This is a genomic window from Candidatus Pantoea deserta, assembly GCF_003813865.1.
Taxonomy (GTDB): Bacteria; Pseudomonadota; Gammaproteobacteria; order Enterobacterales; family Enterobacteriaceae; genus Pantoea; species Pantoea deserta.
This window is the reverse complement of sequence record NZ_RMVG01000008.1, coordinates 96,608-112,900: the sequence shown is the minus strand read 5'-3', so window position 1 is coordinate 112,900 and position 16,293 is coordinate 96,608. Positions and strand designations below refer to the sequence as shown.

Here is a 16,293-nt window from a genome sequence, read left to right as displayed (position 1 = left end):
TCCGCAGTAACAGGCAAAGCAAATTCATGCGACTCGACAAATTCATCTCTCAGCAACTGGAAGTCAGCCGGGCTATCGCCGGTCGCGAAATCCGGGGGCAAAAAGTCACCGTTAACGGCGAAATCGTGCGCGACACCGCCTTTAAAATCCTGCCTGAACATGAGGTGGAGTATGACGGCAATCCGCTACAGCTTCAGGTGGGGCCGCGCTACTTTATGCTGAATAAGCCGCAGGGCTATGTCTGCTCCACGGACGATCCCGATCACCCGACGATCCTGTTCTTTATCGAAGAGCCGACCGCCTGGAAGCTGCATGCCGCTGGCCGACTGGATATTGACACCACCGGTCTGGTGCTGCTCACCGATGACGGCCAGTGGTCGCACCGTATCACCTCGCCGCGTCACCACTGCGAGAAAACCTATCGCGTGACGCTGGAGCATCCGGTCGCCGCAGAGGTCGCGCAACAGTTTGCCGACGGCATCCAGCTGCATGGCGAAAAGTCGCTGACCAAACCGGCGCAGCTGGAAGAGATTACCCCTACCGAAGTGCTACTGACGTTGAGCGAAGGGCGCTATCACCAGGTGAAGCGTATGTTCGCCGCCGTGGGCAACCGCGTGGTCGAACTGCATCGCGAACGTATCGGCGGTATTGTGCTGGATGAGGATCTGGCGCCTGGCGAGTATCGTCCTCTGACGGAAGATGAGATTGCCAGCATCGGGCTGCCTGACGAGTTAAAACAGAAATAGCGGAGCGGCCGTGCGCAAGGAAAAAAATTCAGCAGCGGGACTGGTGGTGATTTTAGGGTTGCTGGCAATGCTGATGCCGCTCTCTATTGATATGTATCTGCCCGCCATGCCGCAGATCGCCCGCGAGTTTGGCGTAGAGGCGGGCAGCGTGCAGATGACGCTTAACCTCTATATCCTGGGTTTTGCCATCGGCCAGCTGGTCTACGGTCCGCTGGCGGACAGCTATGGCCGTAAAACGGTGATCGTGCCCGGCACGCTGATTTTCGCCTGCGCGGCGGCGGCCTGTGCGCTGTCGCAGTCTATTGACCAGCTGATTATTATGCGTTTCCTGCACGGCCTGTCCGCTGCCGCGGCCAGCGTGGTGATTAACGCCCTGATGCGCGACAGCTACTCGAAAGAGGACTTCTCGCGCATGATGTCCTTTGTCATGCTGATCACCACGATCGCGCCGCTGCTGGCGCCGATTATCGGCGGCTGGCTGCTGCTGGCGTGGGACTGGCACGCGATTTTCTGGACGCTGTCGCTGGCGGCCCTGATTACCACGGTGATGGTGATGACGCAGATCCGCGAGACGCTCAGGCCAGAGCAGCGCCAGCGCTTCCATCTGCGCACCATGCTGGGCAATTTCGTTACCCTGTTTCGCCATAAGCGCGCGTTCAGCTATATGCTGGCGAGCGGCTTCTCGTTTGCCGGCCTGTTTACCTTTCTCAACGCCGGTCCGTTCGTCTATATCGAGGTCAATCACGTTTCGCCGCAGGACTTCGGCTATTACTTTGCGCTTAACGTCGTGTTCCTGTTTGTGATGACGCTGATCAACAGCCGCGCGGTGCGCCGTTTTGGCCCGCTGGCGATGTTCCGCACCGGCCTGCTGATCCAGTTTGCGATGGGCATCTGGCTGCTGGCGGTGAGCGCGCTGCACATGGGGTTCATCCCGATGGTGCTGGGAGTGGCGATGTTTATCGGCTGCGTGTCGATGGTGTCGTCGAACGCGATGGCGGTGATTCTGGATGAGTTTCCTCATATGGCGGGCACCGCGTCATCGCTGGCGGGTACGCTGCGCTTCGGCGTTGGCGCGCTGGTGGGGGCGCTGCTGTCCATGGCCAGCTTTACCAGCGCCTGGCCGATGGTCGGCACTATCGCGGCCTGCGCCACCTGTTCCGTGCTTTTCTTTTTCTACGCCTCGCGTCCCCGGCCGATCAAAGGCTAACCGGACGCTCTTTTCCGCTCGCCGACAAGGCTACAGGCGCGGGATGACGGGAATAAACCCTGTCGTCCCGTCGCGGCGATAGCCGCCGCTTTACCCCGCAATCTGACCGCCTGTCTCCCGCTTTACGCCAGATCCGCTACCTTTATGTTTCTTAGTTGTGAAAATTAATGATTAAGAAAGTAACGATATTGCGTCTAAAATGATTGTTAACTGCCGATGAACGCGGTACTAATAGGCCAAAATGCGAGCCGATTCGCAAATAACAACTAGACAGCGCGACATGTTTTTGAAAACGAGAAGGCTGGCCTTGACGAACGTTTTTTACGGGTAAGTAACGAGAAGCAATCTGTCGTTTATCGCGAATAGATATAACCGCTCTGGGGATATAAATTAACTATGCTGCAACTGTCCATCGTGCATCGCCTGCCGCAGCGTTTCCGCTGGGCCAGCGATCTTCATAGCGCTATCGTGGCGGAAGAGGGCGTCGCTAACGAGCAGGATCTCATAGCGCTGCGCCTGATCAGCCACGACGGCCATCCCGCCTGGGAGATTATGCATCAGTTGCAGGATGCGCTGGCGGCCATTCAGGTCGAGTGTAAAGTCGCGGAGTGTGAAGGTTCCCCCTGCCTGTTTATCCTGCACAGCGATGAGAGCGCCACTAACTGCTGCCTGAAAAACCAGGGCGTGGCCATTGCGGAGACCTTTATCGGTCACTGAGCCGCGCCGAAGCCAGCAGCTCGCGCGTGTAGTCTGCGCCGGGCGCGGCAAACAGCGTTTCACACTCGCCTTGTTCGACCACTTCGCCCTGGCGCAGCACGATCAGCTGATGACACAGCGCGCGCACCACCTGCAAATCGTGACTGATAAACAGGTAAGCCAGCTGATGCTGCTGCTGAAGCCGTCGCAACAGCGTCAGGATCTGCTTCTGCACTGAGCGATCCAGCGATGAGGTCGGCTCATCCAGCACCATCAGCTGCGGCTCCAGCACCAGCGCGCGCGCTATGGCGATACGCTGCCGCTGACCGCCGGAAAACTCCGCCGCGTAGCGATGGCGGCTCTCAGGCGCTAATCCCACCTCCTCCATCACCGCGATGGCGCGCGCTTCCTGCTGTGCGGCGTCAAGATCGGGACGGTGCACCGCCAGCCCTTCAGTAATAATCTGCTGTACCGTCATGCGCGGGTTTAACGACGAGTTGGGATCCTGAAACACCACCTGAATGCGGCGGCGCAGCGGCAGAAGCTGCCGACGGGTCAGGGCGTGCAGCGGCTGGCCGTCGAACCAGATTTCGCCCTGAGCGCTAAGCAGCCGCAGCAGCGCCAGGCCTGTGGTGCTTTTGCCGGACCCGGATTCGCCCACCAGCCCGAGGCTTTCGCCGCGACGAAGCGTAAAGCTGAGGTTATTCACCGCCACCTTCTCCGCGACCTGGCGTTTAAACAGGCCGCGCCGCACCGGAAAGCCGACGCGCAGGTTGCGTACCTGCAACAGCTGTGGCGCATCGGCGCGCAGCGGAACGGCGCGGCCTTCCGGCTCCGAGGCCAGCAGCTGTTGGGTATAGGGGTGTTGCGGCGCGCTAAACAGGGCGCGGCAGGCGTTATGCTCGACGATCCTGCCCTGACGCATCACGCTCACCCGGTCGGCCAGCTGTTGCACGATGCCCAGGTCGTGGCTAATAAACAGCAGCCCCATATTGCGTTCGCGCTGAAGCTCACGCAGCAGCCGCAGGATTTGCGCCTGCACGGTGACGTCGAGCGCGGTGGTCGGCTCATCGGCGATCAGCAGCGCAGGCTCGGTCAGCAGCGCCATCGCAATCATAACGCGCTGGCGCTCGCCGCCGGAAAGCTGGTGAGGAAAATCATTCAGCCGCGAGGCTGCATGGCGAATGCCGACCCGGTCAAGGCAGCTGAGGATCTCGCCGCGCGCCGCCTCGCGCCGCATGCCGCGATGCAGCGACAGCACTTCATAGAGCTGTTTTTCGATGGTATGCAGCGGATTAAGCGACACCATCGGCTCCTGAAAAATCATCGCGATCTGATTGCCGCGAATGCCGCGCAGTCTGTGTTCGCTGGCGCGCAGCAGATCCTCGCCGTTAAACAGGATCGCGCCGTCAGGGTAGCTGGCCGGCGGCGTAGGCAGCAGCTGCATGATCGACAGCGCGGTCACGCTTTTGCCGGAACCCGATTCGCCTACCAGCGCCAGGGTTTCCCCCGCGTCAACGCTGAGCGATACCCCGTCAACGACATTATGCGCGACGCCGCCGCGCGCAAAGGCGATGGAAAGATGGTGAATATCCAGTAGCGGCATCGTCATACTCCCTTAGCCGTGTCGAAGGCGTCACGTACCGCCTCGCCAATAAAAATCAGCAGCGACAGCAGGATCGCCAGCGTAAAGAAGCCGGCCAGGCCGAGCCAGGGAGCCTGCAAATTATTCTTGCCCTGCAACAGCAGCTCGCCCAGCGATGGCGACCCCACCGGCAGGCCAAAACCGAGAAAATCGAGCGAGGTCAGCGTGGTGATTGAGCCGCAGAGAATAAAGGGCAGAAAGGTCAGCGTCGCCACCATCGCATTCGGCAGCATATGGCGCAGCATAATGCGCCCGTCGCTGACGCCCAGCGCCTGCGCGGCGCGGATGTAGTCGAAATTGCGCGTGCGCAGAAACTCGGCGCGCACCACGCTGACCAGTCCCATCCAGCCGAAAATCACCGTCACCAGCAGCAGCCACCAGAAGCCTGGCTGGATCACGCTGGAGAGCAGGATCAGCAGAAACAGCGAGGGCATGCCGGACCAGACTTCAATCACGCGCTGGCCGATCAGATCGACCCGACCGCCAAAGTAGCCCTGTAGCGCCCCGACGATAATGCCGATTGCGCTGGAAAAAAGCGTCAGCAGGATGCCGAACAACAGCGAGATGCGCGTACCATACAGCAGGCGCGCCAGCACGTCGCCGCCGCTGGCGTCAGTGCCCAGCCAGTTCTGCGCCGACGGCGGCGAAGGGAAGGGCTGCGAGGTGGCGAAGTTAATGGTGCTGTCGCTAAAGCGAATCGGCGCCCACAGCGCCCAGCCTTTCTCTTTTAGCTGCCGTTGCAGCCAGGGGTCCTGATAATCGGCTGCGGTCGGCAGCGCGCCGCCGAAATCGCTTTCGCTGTAGCTGACCAGCAGCGGCACGTACCAGCGCTGCTGGTAATGCACCAGCAAGGGTTTCTCATTGGCCAGCAGATCGGCCGCGAGAGAAAGGACGAAAATCACCAGAAACATCCACAGCGACCAGTAGCCGCGTCGGTTGTGGCGAAAGCGCAGCCAGCGCTGCTGATTGACGGGAGACAAGCGCATCAGCGGCCCTCAAAATCGATACGGGGATCGACCAGCGTGTAGGTCAGGTCGCTGAGAATATTCATCAGCAGGCCAATCAGGGTGAAAATATAGAGCGTGCCGAACATTACCGGGTAGTCGCGCTGAATCGTGGCGTCATAGCCCAGCAGGCCGAGACCATTCAGCGAGAACATCACCTCAATCAGCACCGAACTGGTAAAAAACATGCTGATAAAGGTGGCGGGAAAGCTGGCGATCACCAGCAGCATCGCGTTGCGAAAAACGTGATGGTAGAGAATACGGCGCTCGGCCACTCCTTTGGCGCGCGCTGTCACCACATACTGCTTGCGGATCTCATCAAGAAAGCTGTTTTTGGTCAGCATGGTCAGGGTGGCGAAACCGCCTATGACCGTTGCCAGCACCGGCAGGCTGATATGCCACAGATAGTCCAGCGCCTTGCCATACCAGGGCAGCGTATCAAACTGCGGCGAGGTGAGACCGCGCAGCGGAAACCAGTCGAGATAGCTGCCGCCCGCAAACAGCACGATCAGCATGATGCCGAACAGAAAAGCGGGCACGGAGTAGCCGATAATAATAAAGGTGCTGCTCCAGACGTCAAAGGCGCTGCCGTTGCGCACTGCTTTTTTAATACCCAGCGGAATCGACACCAGATAGATAATCAGCGTGCTCCAGAGTCCCAGACTGATAGAGACCGGCAGGCTCTCTTTGATGAGCTGTAACACCGATGCGCTGCGAAACAGGCTGTCGCCAAAATCGAAGCGCACATAGTTCCACAGCATTTCGACGTAGCGCCGCCACATCGGCTTATCGAAACCATAGCGCTTTTTGATTTCGGCGATCACCTCCGGATCAAGACCGCGCGCGCCGCGGTACTGGCTGTCGCCGGGCGTGGCGCGGTTAAGGGCCGCGCGGGTGCCGCTCTCGCCGCCGCCGCCTGGCAGGCCGGTGGTCTGGCCAAACTGAATATTCGCCAGCGCCTGATCGACCGGACCGCCGGGCGCGATCTGCACGATAAAAAAGTTCAGCGTGATGATGGCCCATAGCGTGGGAATAATTAACAGCATTCTGCGCAAAAAGTAGGCGGCCAATTCCGGCTCCTTAACGTCGTTCTGCCGGCAAACGCGCGGCTTTGTTCACGTCATACCACCAGTTTTCCAGCCCGCTGGCATAAGCGGGCTTCACCGCAGGGTGGGAAAATTTATTCCACCAGGCGATGCGGTCTTCGGCGTTGTACCACATCGGGATCATATACGCATTCCACAGCAGAATGCGGTCCAGCGCCTGGCCCAGCGGCAACAGAGCGGCCTTATCGCCCTGATGCGCCACGATCTCTTTTACAAAGCGATCGACCAGCGGATCCTTGAGGCGGGCGCTGTTCCAGGATGAGTTGATGTAGTCAGACTGCCAGCTGACTTGCAGATCTGAACTGGGGATCGGCATCGCCGGGTAAAGGCGGGCAATCATATCGTAGTCGCCCTCGCGCATTCGGCGCAGATACTGAGAGGCGTCCACTACGCGCAGCGTCAGGCTAATGCCGAGCCGCGACAGACTGTGCTGATAAGGCAGCGCCCAGTCGTTGCTGGCTCCGCTGCGCAGCAGCAGCTCAATGCGCATCGGCTGGCCGGTTTTGCTATTAATCAGCTGGCGGTTCTTTACCTGCCAGCCGGCCTGCTGCAACAGACTGAGCGCCGCTAACAGATTGTTGCGATCATAACCGCTGCCGTCGGTGTGCGGCGGCGCCCAGGCCTGGCTGAATAGCGCGGGCGGCAGCTGGTCCTTAACCGGCGTCAGCAGCGCCTGCTGCGCCGCGTCCGGCAGACCCTGCGCCGCGTATTCGGTATTCTGAAAATAACTGGTTACCCGCTTATAGGCGCCATAGAACAGCGCCTTATTCATCCACTCGAAATCAAACGCCAGCGTCAGCGCCTGGCGCACGCGGCGATCCTGAAACAGCGGCTTTTCATTATTGAGCGCCAGCCAGGTGGTATTGGTCGAGACCGTATTGGGCGTCGTCTCTTTGACGATCTGCTGATTGTCGAAATTGCGGCCGCGATACTGAGTCTCCCATTTTTTCGCCGAGCTTTCCTCACGCAGGTCGAACGCTCCGGCCTTAAAGGCTTCGAAGGCGACGTTATCATCCAGGTAATAGTCGTAGCGCAGAATATCGACGTTAAATCGGCCTCGATTGACCGGAAGATCCGCCGCCCAGTAATTTTTCACCCGGCTGTACTCAATATACTGCCCCGGCTTGTAGCGGCTGATGCGATAGGGACCGCTGGAGAGCGGCGGGGTGCTTAGCGGCTCGTTGAATTTTCTGCTTTGCCAGAAGGTGTGCGGCAGCACGGGCAGCGTCAGCAGTCCCAGCATGATGTCTCTGTCGGGTTTTGGCAGCTGGATACGCACCGTCGCAGCATTGAGCGCCGTAAAGGTCACGCCGCGATAAAAGACGCGAAACTGCGGCACGCCTTCGCGCATAAATTTATCGAAGGTAAAGGCGACATCCTGCGCCGTGATCGGCGTGCCGTCATGAAACCGCGCGTGCGGGTTAAGGCGGATCTCCATCCAGCGAAAATCATCGCTGTAGCGCGCCGACTCGGCAATCAGCGGATAATAACTGCCAGGCTCGTCGTCTGAGGAGGTAAAGAGTCGGTCATAAAGGGTTTCGGTACCTGCGCCGGGATTACCGCGCGAGGCGAAGCGGTTAAAATTGTCCCAGGTGCCCACTACCGCCAGGGTAAGCCTGCCGCCTTTGGGCGCGGCGGGATCGGCGTAGTCGAAGTGGCTAAAGCCAGCCGCGTATTTCGGCTCTCCCAGCGTCGCGAAGGCGCGACTTTCATGCACGGTCTCAGCGTGCAGCGGCGCGCTGAGCAGCAGCAGAACGATCAGGCGAAACAGCATAAGATTCGCGGTCTCCTGTGGTAATTCGCAGGCCAGCGTAGCAGTATTTGCCGCCGCGCGGCCAGTTATCCCGCCATGGTTGCCAGACTGCGGCAGCGGTAATAGTCAATCAGTCTGTCTGGCTGGAGCGGACGGCTGAACAGATAGCCCTGCATATGACTGACGCCGTGTTTTACCAGCCACGCCGCCTGTTCGCCGGTTTCCACCCCTTCCGCCACGGTTTTCAGCTCCAGCTTGTTAGCCAGATGCAGAACGGCGTCCAGCACCGGCGAGTTCAGGGTCTGCGTTCCGATGCTCTGCACAAAGCCGCGATCGATTTTCAGATAATCAAAAGGGTACTTTTCCAGATAAATAAGCGCACTGTGGCCGGTGCCAAAGTCATCGATGGCGATCTGAATATTATTTTCATGCAGCCAGGCAAAGATTTCGCCGGCGTTTTTATCCCGCACCATGGTGCGTTCAGTGACTTCAAAAACATAGTTAAAATGATTATCCGGCATCGCGGCGATCCAGCGCAGGACATCCTGGCGAAAACTTTCGGCGGCCAGATGCAGCGGCGACAGGTTGAGACTCATATGGGTGCCGACGGGAAGATAAGGATTGAGGCGGTGCGCATCGCGCGCCACCAGTTCGAACAGATGGCGGGTCAGCGGAATAATCAGGTTCAGCGATTCCGCGTAGCTGATAAACATATCCGGCGGGATCAGGCCTTCGCTGGGGTGTTTCCAGCGCAGCAGCGCTTCCACGCCGTAGGCGCGCCCGCTCAGGGTGCTGATCAGCGGCTGGTATTCCACGTAGAACTCGCCGCGCTTGATGCCGAGCAGGATCTCTTTACCGGGGCGCCGATTCAGCGACAGCAGCAGCCAGCAGCCTCCGCCTACCAGCAGCGACAGCAGAATGCCAGTCAGCACGATTAAATGAATATCGCGCATCGACAGCGTATCGCCGTAAAGAACAAATTGCAGCGGATACCCCTCCAGCGTTTGTTTCATCAGCGGCTGCGGCGGCAGTTCGCTATTGGCGGCCAGGCCGGGCTGCCAGCTGGTGAGCGCCGTGTTTTGCGCCACCAGCGCCATGCCGGAAATCTCAGGATGGTAAGAGGCCAGTAGCTGGTAGGGCGCCAGATTAAGATTAATGGTCGCCAGTACGCCGGACTGGGCGCTGTGCGGGTTGCGCAGCCACAGCGCAAACGCCGGTTTATCAGGCTGCAACGGCGTGCCGCTCAGCAGACGCAGGTCCTGATCCCGGCTGAGATCGGTGTGCTCGGAAATAGCGTTAAGCGGCAGATAAAATGCCCCGGTGGCGGAAGAGCAAAAGGCGTAGCCTTCGCGCACCAGTAATATGGCACGCAGATTTTCGGCAAAGGCCGCGCGGGAGGTCAGCTCCTGGCTAATGGTATGGCAGTCGAAACGGGTAAAAGAGAGCAGAGGATTAAGCGTATTTGAAATAAGCGCATCCAGCGAGTGCTGTAATGCGGCGCGGCTGTCATTCAGCAACTGTTGATGCTGATGCTGCCGCTTATGCCAGGTGAACGTCAGCAGGATCAGGGTAAACAAAATAAAGAACAGGCTACCAAAAATCACGCTGCTCCAGGCGATACGGCGCGGATAGGTGGCCTGGCGCATCAGCGCCCTGGACAGTGGCATGAGGTGCTTTCCCCTTGTCTTATCTTTTATTATTGACTGTGCACGACTGCTCTCTGGCGAAGGTCATGAGAATATAACGAGACCGCAGGAAATGTCTCGTTATTCTTCTGATAATCAACTGCTTTTACGTTATTAACACGCAGATGTTCGGTATCCGGACGAAAAAAAACGCTGCCGAGGCAGCGTTTCATTTTTCTCTCTGGCTGAGAGACGATCGAAAGTCAGTGGCTAGCTGGGATTACGGCTTAATACCCGACGTCCCTCGCGGTAACGCTTTTTCCAGTAGCTATCGTTCAGGCTGGAAATCATTACGCCGCTGCTGGTGGACGCATGGACAAAATTGTCATTGCCGAGATAAATCCCGACGTGACGACCGGTTGAACCTGCGCGAAACAGCACCAGATCGCCTGGACGCAATTTATTGCGTGAGATCTCGCGGCCGGTATCCTGCTGTTCAGAGGTCGAGCGCGGCAGCTCAAGACCAAACTGATCGCGGAATGTGCGCTGAACAAAGGCGGAACAGTCAATGCCGCGTTTGGTATCGCCGCCGAGGCGGTAGCGCACGCCTTTCCAGCTGGCATATTGCTCCATGATGCGGGACTTAACATCCACGCTCCGCACCATTTCTTCAAATTCATCCTGAGACGCCTGAAGTAAAAAACCATTCTGGTTGTTAACTTCATGATTCTCGTTTTTTGCGTGATGATCGGTACTACTACATGCTGAGAGGAGAGTGGCCAGCGCGAGTGCGGGCACCATCCGCCAGATATATCTCAGTATTGGTTGAGATTTGACCATTATACGTATATTCCTTCGATGTCCTTACGACAGAATGTCGCCAGCCAGATGACAAAACGGATTGAGATTAATAAGTGCTGCGCCCTAAGACAATTCCTTAATTACTAAAATGTGTTAATGAACACGTTTTTGTATAGAAAAGAACCGCATTTTCTGCTGCCAAAGCCTCAACGGTAAGGAGGTTAACCGATTACAGACGCCGTGGCGAGCGGTTTTATGTAATTTCTGATAGCTTTTTTTGATGAGAAATCAATCCGTAACATGCTGGTTACTTTATCTACAATTTTAGGAAATTATCCCTAAAATAAAGGCCTCAAATAAGGCCAATTCTGCTGTTAGAACTGTTTTTAGGAACTTTGACGCTGGACAGCGGAAAGAGAGGGGCAGTTATTAGCGGAAAACGTCATATTATTTTCTTAATAAAGCAATTTGATTAGCTTACTAATAATCATGGCGGGATTTAGTTAAGCGCGGAGTCATCAGAATAGTGCCATTCTTTTATCCGCGCTTAACAATGAGGCAGGGAACTCAGGGCTGGCCCTGAGTGACAGGTTTATGTTTGCCCGGCAGTTTGCGATAGAAAAAGTCAGCTACTGCGTCGCTCAGCGGGGTAAGCAACACCCAGCTCAGCCCTACCAGCAGCACGGAAAGCGAGCCTACGGCAATATCGGTAAACCAGTGCGCGCCCGCCATCACGCGCGGCAGGGCGAAAATCACCACAATGGCTGCCCCGGTAACAAAGGCGCGGAAGCCGAAATAGCGCCACATAAAGCAGGCGAAGATCATCAGCATCATGCCGTGGTCGCCTGGGAAGCTGTTGCTTGAGGCGTCTTTGGCCGGAATACCGGTCAGCTCGCTGACGCGATGCACATTATCGAAGAACAGCGTGGGGCTTTTATGCTGAACCGGCAGCAGATGGCCGAGCTGGTTAAGGATCACCGCGCTGAGCAGCATGGTGATGCCGATCGCCAGCATGCGGCGGCGGCCAGCGGGCGTTTCGCCGCGCCAGTAAAAGAGATAAAGCGCGCCCATCGCCAGCAGCGAGACCAGATCGAAACCGCGGAAATTGGTAATCGCCACCAGCAGAGCAAAGCCGGGATGGGCGACCATTCGATCGTTAAAGCTAAAAAAGATGCCTTTATCGATCCCCGCCCAGAATCCGTGATCGGGCGGCAGATACCAGGAGAGAAACAGAACAACGCCAAGCGCGTTGAGCAGCAGAATTGTGACAAGACGAGTTGCGCGCATCGTATTCACTCAAATAAAAAATAACGGCAGAAACTAACCTGGTTAGTTTAAACGAATCTTCAACAGCTGAGACTGTAAGCGATTCCAGTCAACCGGCTGGGAATGGATCAGCTCGATACGACTGTCAGGCGGAACGGCGGCCAGAGCTTCAACATGCACCTCGCCGTTCTGACCATTAAGGCGAATCGAACCCGCCGGCGTACGCAGCACGCCTTTAATACGCTCAACCGATGCAAGGCGCGCCCAGGCCAGCAGCGCTTCGCTATCGAAAAGCGTGTCGCCGTCAAAGACCCAGCCGCAGGCCACATAGCCCTGACCCTGGTTTACCGCGCGTCGCCAGCGTGTCTGGCCCTCCAGCCGCAGCGCCGCAAGGGGGTTCTCCTCGCGGCGGTGGCTATGATGATGGGCAGGCTGCGGCAGCGCTTGTGTATTTGTGCGCGGCAGATCGAGCAAAGCCGGGTCGATGGCGCCGAACTGCGTGGCGATCAGGAGGCGGCCATGCAGCGTCGCATCCTGCCACTGTTGCAGGCGCTGGCGGTCGCCGTCGTCCCAGCGGTCGCGTTTATTGGCGATAATCACATCGGCCGCCGCCAGCTGATCGCGAAAATTTTCATTGGCTGTTACGCGCGGGTCGGCAAGCTGACGCGCATCCAGCAGCGTCAGCGTGGCGTTGAGTTGCAGCGAGGCGTGATAGACCGGCGCGCTCAGCATGTCCAGCAGCTGGCGCGGATGACCGAGACCGGTAGGTTCGATCAGCAGACGATCGGGGCGGCTTTGCTTCAGCAACATATTCAGCCCGACCTGCATCGGCAGGCCGTTAACGCAGCACATGCAGCCGCCGGGAATCTCTTTCAGCACGGCGCCCTGTTGACGCAGCAGCGCGCCGTCAATACCGATTTCACCAAACTCATTAACCAGAATCGCCCAGTTTTCCTGCTCTGGTTTACCTGCCAGCAGGTGCCGCAGCAGCGTGGTTTTACCGCTGCCGAGAAAGCCGGTGATCAGATTTACGCGCGTCATTTTAGTGCCTCATGAAATAACAAAGGCCGCGAGAGCGGCCTCAAATGATATGTTATAACACATATTGCGTCGGTTAGTCGGCGCGGCCCATGTAGCGGCGCTCAGCGATATGAATGCGGATACGATCGCCGTTGCTGAGGTATTCAGGCACCTGAATGCTGAGTCCGGTACTCATGCCTGCGGGTTTGGTGCGCGCGCTGGCGGAGGCGCCTTTAATGCCTGGCGCGGTGTCGACAATTTCCATATCTACCGTTTGCGGCAGCTCCAGTGCCAGCACCTGGCCGTCCATGGTCAGCACCTGAATGCCCGGAATCCCGCCTTCTGGGATAAACAGCAGTTCTTCTTCGATCTGATCCTGCTTAAAGGTGTAGGGCGTGTAGTCTTCATCATCCATAAAGACATACTCATCGCCGTCAATATAGGAGAAGGTCACGCTGCGGCGGCTGAGCTGAATAACATCCAGAATATCGTCGCCCTTAAAGCGCTCTTCAACCTTCAGCCCGGTGCGAATGTCAGTAAAGCGCATCTTGTACAGGGTAACGGCTCCGCGCGCGCTGGGACTCTGGATGTCGATGTCTTTGACCAGCAGCAGCTTGCCATTCCAGTTAACCGCCATCCCTTTTTTAATCTCATTTGCTCTTGGCATTGCAACTCTCACTTAAAGGAAAATGCTAATGCGCGCCACGTTACTCGCGCCGGATTAAACAGGCAATATGCGGCTGGAAAAAATGCGTCTCTTCACGCAGGCGTGGCTTTCCCACACGCGGACTGCTATTGTCGCGGCTTCTTTCTCGCTGGAGCGCATCATGCAATGCCGTAGTCAGTGCGGTGCCTGCTGTACCGCGCCCTCGATCTCCTCTCCCATTCCCGGCATGCCCAACGGCAAACCCGCCAATACGCCCTGCGTTCAGCTGGATGCTGACCAGCGCTGCCAGCTGTTTGGATCGCCGCTGCGGCCCGCGGTTTGCGCCGGTTTACAGCCGTCGCGCGACATGTGCGGCGACACGCGACGCGAGGCGATGATTTATCTGTTGCAGCTGGAGGCGGATACCGCTCCCTGATATGGCTGAACCTGCTGACGTTTTTCTCCGCTGCCGTCGCGTCCGTTACAGCATAATTTTCAGCTTTTTCCCGATCGGATAAGACTACGCCATTTGAAATGTGCGTAACGTCAAAAATCTGCTACGCATTTTACGCATTTTCTTGCATGGCCTTATGCGCTGTACCAGACTTCTTGAAACGTTTCAGCGTTGTAGCACCGCGCCTTGCGCCCAACCGCAGCGCTTTTAACGGCCACCTGGCTGAAACGATTCAATTTCAGTAAGCGAGGAGAAATATGTTCCAGCTCGAATTGCAGGCCATCCATACCGGAGCCAGCGCACAAAATAAAGAAGAGGCAATCCGTCAGGTCGCGGCGGCGCTGACTGCGGCAGGCAACGTCGCAGAAGGCTACGTCAACGGCATGCTGGCGCGTGAGCAGCAAACCTCCACCTTTCTGGGCAATGGCATTGCCATTCCACACGGCACCACCGATACGCGCGACCTGGTACAGAAAACCGGCGTGCAGGTATTCCAGTTTCCGCAGGGCGTCGCCTGGGGCGAAGATCAAATCGCTTACGTCGCCATTGGCATCGCCGCTAAATCAGACGAGCACCTGGCCCTGTTGCGCCAGCTGACGCATGTGCTGAGTGACGACAGCGTCGCGGAACAGCTAAAAACCGCGTCGGCGGAAGATTTGCGCGCGCTGCTGATGGGCGAAAAGCAGGCGGCTGAATTTAGCTTTGATACCTCCCTGATTACCCTGGACGTCGCCGCCAGCGACCTGATTACCCTTCAGGCGCTGAATGCGGGCCGCCTTCAGGCGGCAGGCGCCGTGGACGCCAGCTTTGTGGCCGACGTCATGGCCTCGACGCCGCTTAGCCTGGGGCAGGGCATCTGGCTGAGCGACAGCCGCAACGGCAATCTGCGCAGCGCCGTGGCGGTCAGCCGCGCCGCCGCGCCCGGCGAGCAGGATGGCGAAAAAGTCGCGCTGCTGGTGACGGTTTCCGCCACCGACGACCGTCCGCTGGAAGTGCTGAGCTATCTGAGCGCGCTGCTGCTGAACAACAAAGCCGATCGCCTGCTGAAGGCGGATGCGGCGGGCGTTTATGCGCTGCTGACCAGCGAAGTAGACGAGCAGGCCGACGTGCTGAGCGCCGAGTTCACCATTCGTAACGAGCACGGGCTGCATGCGCGTCCGGGCACGGCGCTGGTAAGCATTATCAAACAGTTTAACAGCGATATTACCGTGACGAATCTTGACGGCAGCGGCAAACCGGCAAACGGCCGCAGCCTGATGAAAGTGGTGGCGCTGGGCGTGAAGAAAGGCCATCGCCTGCGCTTTACCGCCAGCGGCGAAGATGCGCAGCAGGCGCTGAACGCGATTGAAGAAGCGATCAATTCCGGGCTTGGCGAGGGGGTAGCATGAGCAGACGCGTCGCAACTATTACGCTGAACCCGGCCTACGATCTCGTGGGCTTTACGCCAGAGATCGAGCGCGGCGAAGTCAACCTCGTTAAAACCACTGGCCTGCACGCCGCCGGTAAAGGCATTAACGTCGCGAAGGTGCTGAAAGATCTTGGTATTGACGTCACGGTAGGCGGCTTTCTCGGCAAAGAGAATCAGGACGGCTTTCAGCAGCTGTTTAGCGAGCTGGGTATCGCCAACCGTTTTCAGGTGGTGCCGGGCCGTACGCGCATCAACGTTAAACTTACCGAGCAGAACAACGACGTCACCGATCTCAATTTTTCGGGCTTTGATGTCACGCAGCAGGACTGGGACCGCTTTACCAGCGACTCCCTGACCTGGCTGGGCCAGTTCGACATGGTGTGCGTTAGCGGCAGCCTGCCGTCAGGCGTGCAGCCGGAAGCCTTTACCCGCTGGATGAGCGAACTGCGTACGCACTGTCCATGCATCATTTTCGACAGCAGCCGCGAAGCGCTGGTGGCGGGCCTGAAGGCCGCGCCCTGGCTGGTGAAGCCAAACCGCCGCGAACTGGAAATCTGGGCTGGGCGCAAACTGCCGACCCTTCAGGATGTGATCGGCGCCGCGCATGAACTGCGCGAACAGGGCATCGCTCATGTGGTGATCTCCCTGGGCGCAGAAGGCGCGCTGTGGGTGAACGCTTCAGGCGAATGGCTCGCCAGACCGCCGGTGTGTGACGTGGTCAGCACCGTCGGCGCGGGCGATTCGATGGTCGGCGGCCTGATTTACGGCCTGCTGATGCGCGAATCCAGCGAGCATACGCTGCGTCTTGCCACGGCTGTCGCGGCGATGGCCGTCAGCCAGAGCAACGTTGGCGTCACCGATCGTACTCAGTTGGCCGCGATGATGGCGCGCGTCGACTTACAACCCGTTAACTGAC

The 16,293-nt window shown here is 58.1% G+C and carries 15 protein-coding genes; 6 read left to right on the top strand and 9 right to left on the bottom strand.

The genetic code is table 11. The features are described from left to right. The first annotated feature begins 26 nt into the window (after window positions 1-26). The 3 genes from rsuA to BBB56_RS12245 all read left to right on the top strand — a co-directional run bounded on the left by rsuA (window position 27) and on the right by BBB56_RS12245 (window position 2,670). The gene (gene rsuA / locus BBB56_RS12255; RefSeq protein ID WP_123801235.1) at window positions 27-746 is read left to right on the top strand and encodes a 16S rRNA pseudouridine(516) synthase RsuA; all 720 of its coding nucleotides are present in this window, start codon (window positions 27-29) and stop codon (window positions 744-746) included. 10 nt (window positions 747-756) lie between these two features. Continuing rightward, window positions 757-1,953 carry a Bcr/CflA family multidrug efflux MFS transporter gene (locus BBB56_RS12250; RefSeq protein ID WP_123801234.1) on the top strand — a complete coding sequence of 399 codons (1,197 nt, stop codon included), beginning with the start codon at window positions 757-759 and terminating at the stop codon, window positions 1,951-1,953. Between the two features lie 396 nt (window positions 1,954-2,349). Further along, a complete protein-coding gene (locus tag BBB56_RS12245) occupies window positions 2,350-2,670 on the top strand; it encodes a YejG family protein (protein WP_123801233.1) in 321 nt (106 codons plus the stop codon). Here the strand turns inward: BBB56_RS12245 and yejF are convergent. The 9 genes from yejF to yeiP all read right to left on the bottom strand — a co-directional run bounded on the left by yejF (window position 2,657) and on the right by yeiP (window position 13,536). After that, window positions 2,657-4,261, bottom strand: coding sequence for a microcin C ABC transporter ATP-binding protein YejF (yejF, locus tag BBB56_RS12240; RefSeq protein WP_199756233.1), 1,605 nt, complete (start codon window positions 4,259-4,261; stop codon window positions 2,657-2,659). The two genes, BBB56_RS12245 and yejF, sit on opposite strands and share 14 nt — an antisense overlap. Further along, entirely contained in the window at window positions 4,258-5,280 is a 1,023-nt protein-coding gene (locus BBB56_RS12235) for an ABC transporter permease (RefSeq protein ID WP_123801231.1), read from the bottom strand. Before BBB56_RS12235 ends, yejF begins: the two co-directional genes overlap by 4 nt. Further along, window positions 5,280-6,368, bottom strand: coding sequence for a microcin C ABC transporter permease YejB (locus BBB56_RS12230; protein WP_123801230.1), 1,089 nt, complete (start codon window positions 6,366-6,368; stop codon window positions 5,280-5,282). The genes BBB56_RS12235 and BBB56_RS12230 overlap by 1 nt, the downstream gene beginning before the upstream one ends. A 10-nt stretch (window positions 6,369-6,378) precedes the next feature. Next, window positions 6,379-8,178 (bottom strand): extracellular solute-binding protein, encoded by a 1,800-nt coding sequence (locus BBB56_RS12225; protein WP_123801229.1) that lies wholly within the window; start codon window positions 8,176-8,178, stop codon window positions 6,379-6,381. Between the two features lie 65 nt (window positions 8,179-8,243). Next, window positions 8,244-9,824: a cyclic di-3',5'-guanosine monophosphate phosphodiesterase PdeN gene (gene pdeN, locus BBB56_RS12220; RefSeq protein WP_123801228.1), complete on the bottom strand. Its 1,581-nt coding sequence runs from the start codon at window positions 9,822-9,824 to the stop codon at window positions 8,244-8,246. Between the two features lie 228 nt (window positions 9,825-10,052). Next, window positions 10,053-10,622 carry a bifunctional murein DD-endopeptidase/murein LD-carboxypeptidase gene (gene mepS, locus BBB56_RS12215; protein WP_123801227.1) on the bottom strand — a complete coding sequence of 190 codons (570 nt, stop codon included), beginning with the start codon at window positions 10,620-10,622 and terminating at the stop codon, window positions 10,053-10,055. A gap of 528 nt (window positions 10,623-11,150) precedes the next feature. Further along, window positions 11,151-11,870 carry a phosphatase PAP2 family protein gene (locus BBB56_RS12210; RefSeq protein ID WP_123801226.1) on the bottom strand — a complete coding sequence of 240 codons (720 nt, stop codon included), beginning with the start codon at window positions 11,868-11,870 and terminating at the stop codon, window positions 11,151-11,153. A gap of 42 nt (window positions 11,871-11,912) precedes the next feature. Continuing rightward, the gene (locus BBB56_RS12205; RefSeq protein WP_123801225.1) at window positions 11,913-12,890 is read right to left on the bottom strand and encodes a CobW family GTP-binding protein; all 978 of its coding nucleotides are present in this window, start codon (window positions 12,888-12,890) and stop codon (window positions 11,913-11,915) included. A 73-nt stretch (window positions 12,891-12,963) separates the two neighbouring features. Further along, entirely contained in the window at window positions 12,964-13,536 is a 573-nt protein-coding gene (gene yeiP, locus BBB56_RS12200; protein ID WP_123801224.1) for an elongation factor P-like protein YeiP, read from the bottom strand. Between the two features lie 160 nt (window positions 13,537-13,696). Between yeiP and BBB56_RS12195 the strand changes: the two genes are divergently transcribed. The 3 genes from BBB56_RS12195 (at window position 13,697) to fruK (ending at window position 16,292) form a co-directional block, all read left to right on the top strand. Continuing rightward, window positions 13,697-13,951 (top strand): YkgJ family cysteine cluster protein, encoded by a 255-nt coding sequence (locus BBB56_RS12195; protein ID WP_123801223.1) that lies wholly within the window; start codon window positions 13,697-13,699, stop codon window positions 13,949-13,951. Window positions 13,952-14,226: 275 nt separating this feature from the next. Continuing rightward, window positions 14,227-15,357 carry a fused PTS fructose transporter subunit IIA/HPr protein gene (gene fruB / locus BBB56_RS12190; protein WP_123801222.1) on the top strand — a complete coding sequence of 377 codons (1,131 nt, stop codon included), beginning with the start codon at window positions 14,227-14,229 and terminating at the stop codon, window positions 15,355-15,357. Next, window positions 15,354-16,292 (top strand): 1-phosphofructokinase, encoded by a 939-nt coding sequence (gene fruK, locus BBB56_RS12185; protein ID WP_123801221.1) that lies wholly within the window; start codon window positions 15,354-15,356, stop codon window positions 16,290-16,292. Before fruB ends, fruK begins: the two co-directional genes overlap by 4 nt. Window position 16,293 lies beyond the last annotated feature (1 nt).